The 13,617-nt window shown below is 39.0% G+C and carries 9 protein-coding genes; 6 read left to right on the top strand and 3 right to left on the bottom strand.

The genetic code is table 11. The annotated features are described in order from the left end of the window. Positions 1–8: 8 nt before the first annotated feature. Together DFQ04_RS04215 and DFQ04_RS04210 are read right to left on the bottom strand one after the other, a co-directional pair. Positions 9–3,443, bottom strand: coding sequence for a hypothetical protein (locus tag DFQ04_RS04215; protein ID WP_243739629.1), 3,435 nt, complete (start codon positions 3,441–3,443; stop codon positions 9–11). Between the two features lie 185 nt (positions 3,444–3,628). Beyond that, positions 3,629–4,105 (bottom strand): hypothetical protein, encoded by a 477-nt coding sequence (locus DFQ04_RS04210; protein WP_133552990.1) that lies wholly within the window; start codon positions 4,103–4,105, stop codon positions 3,629–3,631. A 139-nt stretch (positions 4,106–4,244) separates the two neighbouring features. Between DFQ04_RS04210 and DFQ04_RS04205 the strand changes: the two genes are divergently transcribed. Further along, on the top strand, positions 4,245–6,263 hold the full coding sequence (locus DFQ04_RS04205; RefSeq protein WP_133552988.1) for a M13 family metallopeptidase: 2,019 nt from the start codon (positions 4,245–4,247) through the stop codon (positions 6,261–6,263). A gap of 288 nt (positions 6,264–6,551) precedes the next feature. Next, entirely contained in the window at positions 6,552–9,173 is a 2,622-nt protein-coding gene (locus DFQ04_RS18475) for a LuxR C-terminal-related transcriptional regulator (protein ID WP_133552985.1), read from the top strand. A gap of 97 nt (positions 9,174–9,270) precedes the next feature. Here the strand turns inward: DFQ04_RS18475 and DFQ04_RS04195 are convergent, their stop codons facing one another. Then, positions 9,271–10,098 (bottom strand): hypothetical protein, encoded by an 828-nt coding sequence (locus tag DFQ04_RS04195; RefSeq protein ID WP_133552983.1) that lies wholly within the window; start codon positions 10,096–10,098, stop codon positions 9,271–9,273. 534 nt (positions 10,099–10,632) lie between these two features. Between DFQ04_RS04195 and DFQ04_RS04185 the strand changes: the two genes are divergently transcribed. From DFQ04_RS04185 to DFQ04_RS18295, 4 genes are all read left to right on the top strand, one after another. Next, positions 10,633–11,172: an HdeD family acid-resistance protein gene (locus DFQ04_RS04185; RefSeq protein WP_133552979.1), complete on the top strand. Its 540-nt coding sequence runs from the start codon at positions 10,633–10,635 to the stop codon at positions 11,170–11,172. Positions 11,173–11,223: 51 nt separating this feature from the next. Continuing rightward, a complete protein-coding gene (locus tag DFQ04_RS04180; RefSeq protein WP_133552977.1) occupies positions 11,224–11,802 on the top strand; it encodes a peptidylprolyl isomerase in 579 nt (192 codons plus the stop codon). Between the two features lie 73 nt (positions 11,803–11,875). Beyond that, positions 11,876–13,228 (top strand): metal-dependent hydrolase family protein, encoded by a 1,353-nt coding sequence (locus DFQ04_RS04175; protein WP_133552975.1) that lies wholly within the window; start codon positions 11,876–11,878, stop codon positions 13,226–13,228. Positions 13,229–13,238: 10 nt separating this feature from the next. Then, positions 13,239–13,617, top strand: a 379-nt coding sequence (locus DFQ04_RS18295; protein WP_166637248.1) for a hypothetical protein, incomplete at its 3' end; no start/stop codon positions are given.

Raw genomic sequence — 13,617 nt, 5'->3', positions numbered from 1 at the left:
TGGGCTTCTTATTTTACCGTATCCTTGCTGAGATGAACCAACAGCTTCTTGACTTCTCCTGTACGGTTAAAGATTTTTTTACTTGTTTCAGAATCTAGCACCAATGATCCTTCCTGAACAGTTTTGATTCCCCCTTCATAAAATACTTCTATTCCATTCTTATCAGATAATTCATAAATAACCGGAACTTGACAAAAGGTGAAGCATAGCGAATTTTCAAAGACCTTTAATTCATTCTTTTGCCCATTTACATCTATATAGCCAAACACTTGGCTCTTGGTCAAAAACTCAGATCTTTTCAACATGAAAGGAAAAAAGAAAAGCTTACTGTCTTGGATGACTAGACCTAACTCTCCAAATCTAGAGATAATATCCTCCTTGACTTGACCTGTCATTCCTGGTTGCTGAGCACCTTTTCCTGAAGGAGTGTGGGAGTAAGGATCAGTTGGGAAAGCCCCATAGACTTTAGGGCTTTTATGAACCCCGATTCCTTCACATATTTCGTAGTAATGCTCAATGAGTTTATTTAAGATCTTGTCTGGAGCTTTCTCTCTTGCAGCCTTTTCGGAGCATTCCCATACAGCTAGCTGAAGTTTGGAGACCATGTGCCAATAAATCGATCCCAAACCTTCATATCCGTAAAAAGTCCCTGAGCGACCAGTAAATGCCTTATGGTTGAATACTTTTTCAAATACCTGAAGAGCCTCTTTTTTATCTTTCTCCGACAATGGGTAGGTATTTGGATCTAATTCCACTAAGGCTTTAGCTAAGTCCGTGGAATTTTTAAAGTTCCCATTGAAATGATACTGTCCATCCACATCCTGCTCTATTATTCTTTTATCTCCTTTTAGTACTAATTTGGACAATAGGGGCGAATTGGCGACATCGAGCTCAGGAATGTTATTTTTCTCCAAAAACCCTGGTAATTCTTTGTTGGGATAAAGGAGATAGCTATTTTGATCTTCCCGATATAACTTACTGCAACGCAATGCATCCAAGGTCTGCAATGCTTCTTCCGAACTCAAATAACCAGAACTCAACACGGCCACCTGACCTTCGAGCATTTCACTGAGATAGGAGATGGATACTTCCGCTTCATTTTCTACTGTCATTAGATTATAGGCATGATAGAGATTATCCTCACGTTTATTGGCATCGATGGTGTGTTCCAAATAGCTTTGGGCTAGTTTGAAGAATTCAATCAATTCCTGAACGGAAAGGCTTTTTCGCTCACTGCTAAAAGAATCCTGGTAGATTTTTGACCGATATTGACTTGCCGCTTGGCCTAAAGAATCCAGTACTGTTTTTCTGTCTTTGTCGGTAAATTTTCCGGAAAGTAAATGTTGGTGGGATTGAAGAGCCTCATGAGTTCCTTGGAAAAATTCCACTAATTCTACAGATAAATTTGCCTCTTGGCCTGGATTTTTTAGGAGGTTTTCAGTGAAAAAGACCAAGAATCGTCTCAAATAATAGAGGGTAACCATGGATACCCCATTGCCTACCAAGGCATTGTTGGCATCATTCCATTCCGGTCTTTGAGTATTCATCCAGATTCCTCCTTCAGGAATGAAATTGGAAATTTTGGCAAGAACCGATGCCAAAACCTTCTCCAAAAAATTAACCTGGTGAATAGCTCCGCTTTGGTTCTGAAGTAATGCCGCATCCGAACCCAGCTTAGTCCATCTTTTCTGGATAGCTTGGTCTAAAGAGTGGTCAAAATCTATTGTATCCTTAGGGCTTTTCAGAATATCCTCATAAGGTTTGATTTTGTAGGGGACATTAGCATAAACAAATAGATCCTCATTGAAATAGGATGCAAGTCTTCCCGGAGCATAACTCTCCGTGAACTCAAGGAATTTCAGTAAGTAAATGATCTGATGGTCTCCCCAATATCCGATATATGACCAAGGATCATCTGCCTCAATTCTTTCCCAATCAACTCCATTTTTGGTGATTCGGTAAGGATTATAACCATCAAATGTTGAAGCATTTAAGAACTTTAATATCATCCCTTCAATGAACTCAGGGTAGGAGAGTGCCAAGGCTTCCCAATTTTGGAAGATGTCTCTCCAGTTACCTGCATAATCCAAGACTTTTGATCCGTCTGCCTCATTTTTGGTATTGATTGAAAATTGATTCCAAGGTCGACTTGGATCCCCATGTCTTCTGCTGAATTTTAAAGGCAAGTACTCCAGGCAAATTCTCTTAAAGGTAGAGTCATCGGAAGTTTGGACGAGTTCTTTTAAAGTAGATAAGTAGAATTGCTCGGGAAGAGAATCTAAGGTTTTTGAATGTTTGGAGAAAATTTCCCGGTTGGCATTAAGGATATTGGCCCTCAAATCCGCCTTTTCAATTTGATAGTTGCTGTCAAAGATTCCTCCACGCATGATGTTAAACATCGAATTGGCGAAATGACGGGTGTCCTTGAGGAAATCCGCAGTAAGTTGCAGTGCATCAGCTGCCGCATTCAATTTGATCAATTCCTGTGTCCCTTTCTCGATGTCCTGTTGGACATGGAGCATAAGCTGAGGATCACTTTTGATAGCATGTGCCAATGCTCTGATTTGGGAAACATTTTGATTGATATCCGCCAAGATCATCCACTCCTTGCTTTCTCCTACTGGCAAATCAATTTCAGAGGATACGAAATAGGCTCCTTTTTTGGCTTTTATATCGGTTTCCTCTTTTGGATTTTCTCCTTTTCGGAAAGCGTCCAACTGGGAAGAGGAGAGGAGACGGGTTGGATTTTGCAAGCCAAGTGACCAAGCGATGTTCGCTTTAAGCGCCTCACTGGGCTCTGCTTTGTCCACAATGATGGCACTCAATGCAAAAATCCCTATGCCGCTATCCCGATCCAGTTCATTTCTTTTATAGGCATCAACCAAGTTGCTTCTCATATTCTGAAGAGCACTTCCCACCCCTTGAGGCATGATATTTTGGATCCCATCCAAAAAAGAAAGATGGATTGAATTTCCTGAAAGGTTACTTATCCGGCTAGTTTTGACAAAACCAAATTGCTCGCTGGTAGACCATTGGTACTGAAAACTGAGTTGCAAGTCAAGATTTTCCTCCTCAAATAGGATCTTGTTTCCGTAAATGTTTTTGTAAAGGTTTCTTCTCAGTTTATACTGATTTGCGAAATGAATTGAAAATGGTTCCCAGACGAAAGTTTCAGACTCCTTTTGAATTCTTAAAATAGTTTTGGACCCCGTGATTTCTGAAGATTCAATAATTTTATCATCTGTGTAGTAAGGAAAAAGTGCGTTTTCAGGGTCTTTTCTTCCGGCACTAATGCCACCATTGCTACCGACGAACAGCCAATGGTTGGAAGGACTGATGATACTCATAAAAAATGCAGACATCTCGTCTACGTCGGAAATTTTTAAAAATTTTTCTTCTCCAATAAATACTTCAAGAAGCTTGGGTTCTTTAATTTTTGACACGATTGATTTTTAAAGTTTAGTCAGGTAATTACAAAATTTTCTCGAATTCCGATAGAATTTTGGATAAATGAAATTAGGAAGCCAACCCGACAATAGAAAAAAATGGAATACATCAATTCTTTCACATTACTACTACAAATCTTTTTTAAAGCAATAATTGAGCATTTCAAAGCTATTTTACTCAATCATCTACCAGGTTTTTTTTCTTTCTTCGATAATGGAATCAATCGGCCATCTGGCAAGAGTAAATACCTGTTCTTTCCTATTTTTAGCCATTGGGGATTAGCTCTCTGAGATGGTAAAGACTTTGAGTTTGAATTCTCTTTATTTCTAAAACTAGCCTGTGAAACAACTGATAGAATGGTTGTTGGTGTGGGCCCTGAGATTATTCCAGTAAGAATGGAATGGTTTCCATTTGGGTTAACCAAAATTTTTGTAGCCCCATGATCAATCAGTTGACTGTGGGTTCCGTCAGGATTGACCAAGGTTTTTATATTTCCGGTACCTAATAAAATCGAATGCGTTCCATTTGGATTGACAATTACCTGGGTATTACCATGATCGTGGATTACTGAATGGGTACCATCAGGATTGACAATGACTGACTGGGCCTTCAGTGCAGTGGACCAAATAAAAATGAAGAATAGGATCGGGTATTTCATTATCGCTTTCTACTGAAATGTATTAGCTAAGGTTTTAGGAATTGCCAATTAAGAATTATCCAGAATTACTCACCTCATTATAGGAACGGATTTTCTGTCTTAATTTTTTCTCTTAAATTCCCAAAAACCATTTCCAGCTATGAAAAAGCTCTTTTTGATTCCTTTAGCCCTGATTTGGGCTTGTGCTTCTCCAACCTCTCCTGATCCTGAACCCCGAGTTTTTATTGACTTGGAAGGAATCGATTCTACCATCAGACCAGGGGACAATTTCTTCATGCACGTCAATGGAAAGTGGTATAATTCAGCCGAAATCGACGCGGATCAAGTGGGGGTAGGGTCTTATTCCTTTTTGAATATTCCCCAGAAAAAACTTCTTGAAAGCATTCTCGAAGAGATTTCTGCTGGATCTCATCCAAAAGGCTCAATAGAACAAAAAGTAGGAGATTTTTATGCTTCTGGCATGGATACTACTGCGATCAATGCTCGAGGATTTGAGCCGATTCAACCCATTTTGGATCAAATTGACCAGATTTCAAGCCTTGGTGATCTAGAGAAGTTTATTGTTTCAGAATTGAAACATTCCAATCAGTCTATCATTGGGTTGAGAATTTCTCCGGATGACGAAAACAGTACGATCAACATCATCCACTTGAGTCAAACTGGCATAGGACTTCCTGACCGGGATTACTATTTCAAGTCGGATTCTTCCACTTTGGGAATTCAAAAAGCCTATCAAAAATACATTTCGACATTATTTGAATTAACTGGCAATTCGGCCGAGGAATCTCAGAAAAATGCCGAGAAGGTTTACACAATTGAAAAGCAACTGGCGGAATCTCACAAAACCAGAATTGAGCGCAGGGTAGTTAAAGAAAATTACCACAAGGTGGCAGTGGCTGTTTTGGATCAAAAACATGGAAATATAGCCTGGAATGAGCTTTTTCAAGGTTTAGGACTTAAAACTGATTCCTTGGATATCAGACAACCCGCCTATTACGATCGACTGAATTCGATGTTGAAACCTGTTCCTTTAGCCGATTGGAAAACCTATCTCAAAGCGCATGCTTTGAGTGAATATTCCAATTATTTGAGTTCTCCTTTCCAAAAAGCAGCTTTTGAGTATTCCAAGGTAGTTTCTGGACAATCCAAGCAACTTACCAGAGCTCAGGAAATGGTGCAGCAGGTAGATCGGCAATTGGGTTTTGACTTGGGACAATTGTATGTGAAGAGATATTTCGATGAAAATGCCAAGCAAAAAGTTCTGGACTTGGTGAATAATCTTCAGAAAGCCTTTGAGCAACGGATCAATAACCTGGACTGGATGAGCGACAGCACGAAGACTCAGGCTAAGGAAAAATTGTATTCAATCACCAAGAAAATCGGCTACCCTGATAAATGGAGAGAATATCCGGTAAGCATTGATCGGGAAAAGTACTTTGAAAATGTATTGGCTCTAAGAAAAGATGATGCCCAATACCAATTCAATAAATTCGGAAAAGCACCGGATAAAACAGAGTGGGGGACTACTCCTAGTACGGTGACGGCGTATTACAATCCGTCCTTAAATGAAATTGTCTTTCCCGCAGGGATTCTCCAATATCCTTATTTCGACCCCAATGCAGATGATGCCATCAATTATGGAGGAATCGGGATGGTGATTGGCCACGAATTAACCCATGCTTTTGATGATCAGGGAGCTCAATTTGATAAAGATGGAAATCTAAAGAATTGGTGGACCAAAGCAGATTATGAGAAGTTTAAAGCAAAAACTCAATTGCTGATCGATCGGTATGACACCTTTACGGTTTTGGATTCTGTGCATGTAAAAGGTGCAATGACTATCGGAGAAAATACTGCAGACAACGGTGGAATTTATATTGCCTACGATGCTTTCAAACTTACCCAACAAGGTCAGGATACAACCCAAATTGACGGATTTACTCCAGACCAAAGATTCTGTTATTCTATCGCCAGAATCTGGAGAGTGAAAACTCGGGATGAATACATGCAAACTTACGTGAATACCAATTCCCATTCCCCGGCCATGTGGAGGGTCAATGGACCTTTGATGAATTTTGAGCCGTTTTATACTGCTTATGGGATTCAAGCGGGTGATGCTAATTATAAAGCACCTGAGGAAAGGATAAAGATTTGGTAATGGATTAAGAACAAAAATAAAAGTGGCGAATCTTGAATATTGCTTGTTGAGCAAAGAGCGTTTGCTCCCAATCAATTCAAGTAATAAATGATAACATGTGGTAGTTACTCTTTTAGAAAGAATTATTGAGATTCTTTCTAAAAAGTTTTCCCTTTTGGACCCCATTTATTCCATTAAACTTTGAATAACTCCATTAATCCTTGTTTCTGCCACTTTTTTTTTGTGCAAAAGTTTTATCTTCATTGCAATAATATCCCAATTTGGGAACACCTTTTTTTCAATTGATTCATGCTTAGCACTAAACTAAATAGTCCTACTTTATCTAAAGATCTTTTACACAGAACTGATCTGGTTGAAAAGTTGGAAGAAAATAGTCTAATGCCTCTGATCCTTATATCTGCTCCGGCAGGTTATGGGAAGAGTGTGTTGGTAAGTCAATGGCTCAACTACTACCAAAAAGATTTTTCCTGGCTTTCTTTGGATGAAAGCATGAATAGTACTTCTGTTTTCATTACCTATTTGATTGATATTTTAGAGAAAATTGAGGGTTCTAAGAAGATTCAAAACATTTTTAAAAATAAACAAGAACTTCATTTCCTTTCCTGGGATGCCCTTATAAACAGAATCATCAATTCTGTAAACCAACTTCAGAAAAATTTCAGGTTGGTGCTGGATGATTATCACTTGATTAAAAATCCAGAAATCCACCAATTGGTAAAAGCATTGATCAATGAGAATTTAAGCAATTTACAGTTGGTTATAATCACCCGCTGGGACCCTCCATTTCAGTTGAGAGCACTGAGATTATATAATAAAATGTTGGAGCTCCGTATGCGTGATCTAAGATTTGAAAAATCTGAGATTCATCAGCTATTATCTACTGCTGATGACATTAGAATCAAGGATTCGGAGATTAACTCGCTTTTAGAAAATACGGAGGGATGGATTTTAGCGATTCGGATGTTTTTATTGGTAAAATCCTTTTCGGATCCTTTTTATGAAAACAATGAAAATGAAATATTAGCCAATGATCTTGATCGCTTGATGTTTCATATTAGTGAAAACATTGACCCGAATTTTTTTAGGTTAATGCAACTTTGTGCGCTTTTTGATCAATTTGACAAAGAGCTGATCAGTGCTATTTGTAGGATTGCTTTTCCCGATTCCTGTTCGGCTGAGACTTTCCTTTCCAAACTTGTCGAATTGAACTTTTTCTTAATCCCTATCAGAGATTCGCACGGAAAATTCAGATTCCATCATTTAATTGGCGATATTTTAAAAAGGCAGTTAATAAAGAGTGAACCAGCTTTAGCCAATACACTTTATAATGAAATAAGTGAATGGTATTCAGATAATGGCCTTGTTGATGATGCGATGAATTATTCGATCAAAGCTAATAACTACACTTTAGCCTGCAATCTGATAAAGACCCATAGGGGAGTCTTTCTGGAAAAAGGACAATGGTGGATTTTACAACGCTGGATAAAAAGCATACCACGGCAAATCCGTAATACCCATATTGATCTCTTACTTACAGAATTACTTATATGTGAAGAAACATGGAATCTTGATGATTTTTCTTCGATCCTGAACTTGTTAGAATCTATTGGGATTGAAAATTCTGACCCAGAAAATGTTTCGCGATATCTGTTTCATTTAGGCTACTATCTGACCTATGTCAGCCCAGATCCTAAAAAAGCAGAAGAATGTCTAGAAAGGTCAAAAGCTTTATATCAAGACGAAAGTGGTTTGTTTGGCGCCAGAAGGGAATTAATATTAGCCACAAGTAGACAGATGCTCGGTAATTCTGATGTTTCCTTGAGGGTACTTGAGAATATTCAAAAAGAATTTGATCATTCTTCAATAATGCATACTCGTGCCATTCACGGTAAAGTAATTGTTCACTTACTCTCAGGAAATTTTGAATCAGCAATTAATCAAGTAAAAAAGTTGCATTTTCTTGTTCAGGATACCGATTTTAATTTTTCAGAAGGATGGTGTCAGTATTTTTTTGGGAACTTTGCTTTTCAATCTTACCTACAGGATGAATGCGAACGGGCGTTTAAACAAATATTGGATTTGGAGGGCAGGTTACATTTCAGGGTTTATTTTGATGCCCTAAGTGGATTGGCTCTATTTAGTTCTTTAAAAAGAAATATGGAGGCAACTAATTCATTTCTAGAACAAATGAGTCAATTGGCCTCGAACCTAAATAACCCGAAGTTTCAAGATTACTCCGATTCCATTAGAGCAAGGGTTCTATGGCATAATGGCAAAGGGGAAAAGAAGTTAGACTGGGCATTGAACGATTGGGCGAAAGTACAGACGGGTAATTATTTATTTTTAATAGACGTTCCTGAACTAACAAAACTTCGAATCATTGTCACTCACGGATCCATTCAATTGGTAAAGGAAGCAATGGAGGTACTTAAAACTCTTGAATCATCCCTAAATGAAATTTATAACAACTACCACACTGTCGATATATCACTTTTGAAAGCAATAGCAGAATATCGCTTAGGTAATTTTGTGTCTGCAGAAAAGTCACTGGAAAAAGCCTTATTATATGCTGATAGAGATCAAATATCAAGGCCGATAGTTGAAGTATATCAAGTTTTACCAGAATTATTTAATCTCATTAGATCTTCAAGTGATTCTTTCCATACACTTGCTCGATTAGGCCTCAGCAAATCCACAGCTGTGAGAAATCCAGAAAAATTGATTTTTCAAGAATTAACCATAAGAGAACAAGAGATTGTAAAGCTTATTTCTGATGGACTCAGAAATAAAGAGATAGCCGATCAACTTAATATCTCTATCGTAACCGTGAAAAGTCACTTGACAAATATTTTTAAAAAGCTAAATGTCACCAGTCGTACTTCAATGCTTAGCACAATACGGAATATGTAATGAATACACATTCAGTATATTAAGTTTGGAGTCTTGCCATTAATTTTTTCTAAATCTATTGATTTGACTTAGATAAGGATTTTGAATTAACCCAGTCTTAGTTCACTGGCTTTTTTAAATACTGAGGTGTGAAAATTGTGACTCCAATCTCTAATCGAGCACCAGAGGATCCATCAAAAGCCCTGCCGTAGCTTATGGCTGGTACTATCGTGTTATTCGGTTCCCAACGAAATCCAATTTTGTACTCTGGTTTAGAATAAGCAGAGCCAGCTGTCCCATATACTTCTCCTACGATAGCTGATTTGGGAATTATCTTGTAAACTGCAATTCGGGTAGAATAAGTAAATCCTAATGCAGCCTCATTAATATCGGTATTGCTCCAATCTAATAGTGCTCCTGGCATAAGATCCCACGAAATGGTTTTATTAAATAAAACAAAAGTAATAGGGACAGCCGTCCAAATGCTTCTATGGGATTGTAAAAACTCAGTTTCATCCCAATATCCTGGAGACCTACCAAATCCCAAAAAAACAGCCCCACCACCATCATTTTCTTTGTTTACCCAAAACATGTATTTGGCATAACCCTGTAAATTGAAATGCTGTGGCACTAACTCTTTTTCGTTTTCCCAAAACAAGGAAGTTTGTACAAAAAACTCCCAATTAGGAATCAAGGCAAAAGACAATATCGCCCCGGAATTTCTTCCTCCTGCGGTCATCGTTACCGTCGTGGTTCCATGAGACATGGTGAGATAGTTGTCCGTATTAAATTGTTGTGCTTTAGTCTCTTTTAAGTTGAAGAAAAAACTAAAGATTAAAATGATAGCAACCCCCCATTTTTTTAGTAGGATCAAATGAGTTGTAACCATTAGAGTGTTGAATTTTTGCTCCAAATACAGCATGAAGTGTTTATTAGAATCATTCAAGTTACTTATGTTCTATGATCAGGACCCATTTTTCCTTTAAGGCCTTAAACATAAGAATCAAACAGGCCAATTATCCGCCAATATCCGTGCTTTAAACCAAATAAGTACCAGTCATCTAGTCGAATAAAGACCATAACCCTACTTTTTTGCGACTTAAGTCGTAGGAATAGTAAGATTCTCCCTTCGTAGCTTGGCTAAATGATAAGGGACGAAATAATTGATTTTAGGAAAATTATACCCAATGAATCCTCTGTCTATCAGATTAGGATTTCGGGTAAGGCCACCTCAGCTCTTTTAGCCATAGCCGGTGATATGCAAATTCAAAAGCAACCTGGAAAAGATGAAATTAATCTTATCGGTTGCTTTCCAGACCAATCTGCTCTTTTAGGGCTTCTTAATGCTTTAAATGACATTCGCCACGAAATACTATCAGTACGCATTTTAGAAACTGACTTATAGTTCGTTAACAAAAGAATTCAATCTCAATATATATCGGCGGTCAAATCCAAACAATAATAAAACTCAAACTAAAAAATGAAAGCTTTACAAAAACTATGGTGGCTCACCTTATTAAGAGGAATTATCCTTGTACTTCTCGCATTTTTTGTATTTCGACATCCCGTCGAGGCTTTGGTTGGAGTTGCACTCTATGTAGGAATTAGCTTACTGGTCACCGGAATAGTAAAGGCTGGGGCTTCATTTTCACTCAGAAATACGATTCCTAACTGGGGATGGGGATTGGCAGGAGGTCTCATTGATATTTTATTTGGTTTTGTCCTCCTTTCCAATCCTGCATTAACAGCAGCTTCTCTTCCTTTCGTGGTTGGTTTTTGGATTATCGTATCCGGCATCATGTCACTAGCTGAAGCATTTCAAAGCAGAAAAGAGGCCAACTCCCTTTGGGGATTCGGTATGGTGAGCGGCCTGATCTCAATAGTAATTGGCTATTTCATTACCAATAATGCACTGGTTGGTATGCTCACAATCACCACTTGGATGGGGATCGGTTTTGCAATTGCAGGCATAGTAAATATCATGATTGGCTTCAAACTCAAAACATTGAAGGATTTTTAGAATCAATCGAATAACTATTCAAAAAACATTTATCAATAAACTATTTATACTATGGGAGAAACATTTCAAACTTTAGAAGACAGCACAGGAGAGCAGTCAGTTGCTGTAATTCTGAGCACATCTCTTGGAGATATTGAAGTTGTGGTATATCCTCAACGAGCCCCCTTATCTGCAGGGGATTTTTTGGACTACGTGGATCGCGGGTTATTCAAAGGAGCGGCATTTTACAGGGTAATCCGTCCTGACAATGATGCCGGTTCGCCAATTATTGAAGCCATACAAGGTGGATTACTAACAGAGTCGCCTCCGACCGAATTCATTGCTCATGAATCCACGCAACAAACAGGCATTAAACACCTCGACGGAAGCCTCTCGCTAGCCCGTCGAGAAGTGGGTACTGCTACCGCTGCCGCCTTTTTTATAATAATCGGAGATCAGCCCAGTATGGATTTTGGGGGTAGTCGTAATGCTGATATGCAAGGCTTTGCCGCTTTTGGACGCGTGGTGAAAGGTATGGATGTAGTGCGGGCCATTCAGCAAATAAGGGAAACATCCGACGAAGGCCCTTTTGTAAAAGGTCAAAAGTTAAGTAATCCAGTTGCGATTGAATCAGTAAAACGCAAAGATTAATCCCTTTCCTTAGGATCTAAAGAACTCCAAATTAGATGAAATTAATTAGTAATTATCACGAAATAAATAAGTTATGAATTTAAAAAAGCAACTACTGGTATTAATTCTATGCCAGTTCAACTTGATGCTATTCGCACAAGAAAAACCCAAAAAGATTACACTTTTTACGAATGTACAAGTGTTTGATGGCACATCAGATAAGCTTATTAAAGCCGATGTTTTGGTGGAAGGAAACTTAATCAAACAAATATCCGCAGAACCTCTAATGGTAGCGCAAACCGATAATGTAACCATTATTGATGGGGGAGGGAACACCTTAATGCCAGGCATGATCGAAGGACACGGACACGTGATGTTCGCATCTGATTTGCCTAAATTATTAAATCAGGATGAGTTTGAGCAGGGTATCAATGCAGCAAGACGTGCAAATGACTATCTCATGCACGGTTTTACTACCATTCGTGATGCAGGCGGAAACGTTTTTGGTGTAAAACGTGCCATAGATCTGGACATAATTTCCGGACCCAGGATTTACCCAAGTGGCGCAGCCATAGGACAAACATCCGGACATGGAGATTTTAGATCACATGTAGATGGTCATCCCTATTATGATGGTGTAGATAATGGTGGAGTGGTAAACAAGTGGAAGCATACTTTAATTGCTGATGGTACTGATGAGGTACGCCGTGCTGTTCGTGACCAGTTATTTCGCGGAGCATCACAGGTTAAACTCCATACCGGAGGTGGAGTAACGAGCTTTACCGATCCGCTTCAAGCGGCACAGTATACGCCAGAAGAAATTAAGGCTGCCGTTGAAGAAGCAACAAGATACGGAACGTATGTGATGACACATTCGCAGATGAATAATAGTGTGGAAGCCGCACTGGATGCAGGCGTAAAATCCATAGAACATGGTCTTGTTCTTGAAGAAAGTACTGTAAAGCGAATGGCTGAACTTGGTGTTTTTTATTCGCCACAGTTGTTTTTACCATTACAGCCTACTGCAGGGAATCCAATGTTTCAAGACCCCATTCAGCAGGCCAAATTAAAGATTGTTGCAGAGGGCACGCGAGATGCCATTGCACTGGCAAAGAAGTATAAGCTTACGATACTTTGGGGAACTGACGTATTTTTTGGCAGTGCTCCATTCAATGCATTTGTTCAGGAATTCGCCTATCGTGATGAGTTCTTTACACCTACAGAGCAACTCCAACAAATAACAGGCAACAATGCCAAAGTTCTGGCTTTATCGGGCCTTAAGAATCCATATCCAGGTGCTGAACTTGGGGTGATCAAAGAAGGCGCTTTTGCAGATATGATCATTATAAAAGGAGACCCTACCAAAGACATCAAATTACTTATGGATGCCAATAACATTGGGTTTATAATGAAAGACGGTAAGATTTATAAAAACACTATCAAGTAAGGATGTATGTATGGAAAGGAGAAAATTTATTGCACTAGCTGGTTCTGCTAGTCTTGCTGCAGCATCAGGACCTTTACTTTCCTGCTCTAGTAAAAATGAAAAAGAAATGAATGAAGATCGAACTATTCACGACAAGATGATTGTGCTTGACGGCTGCTGTCCCCTCCTCACCTGGGGTATTGATCCAATGTCGGGCAGGGTAGATAAAGCGACTTTTGGCAAGGGGCCTGCTCTTTATATTGAAGGTGGCGTCACTGCAGCCGGGGCTTCGGTTGGGGGTACCCGTACCCCTGTGGAACTCACAAGAACTTCCCTCAAGCTCCATAATCAAATGATCGAGGACAATGGCTGGATCAAAGTAAAAAGCACCGCTGATATTCTACGTGCCA

The sequence above is a fragment of the Algoriphagus boseongensis genome (assembly GCF_004362805.1).
Taxonomy (GTDB): Bacteria; Bacteroidota; Bacteroidia; order Cytophagales; family Cyclobacteriaceae; genus Algoriphagus; species Algoriphagus boseongensis.
The sequence above is the reverse complement of the archived record's forward strand: the minus strand, read 5'-3'. Positions and strand labels throughout refer to the sequence as shown.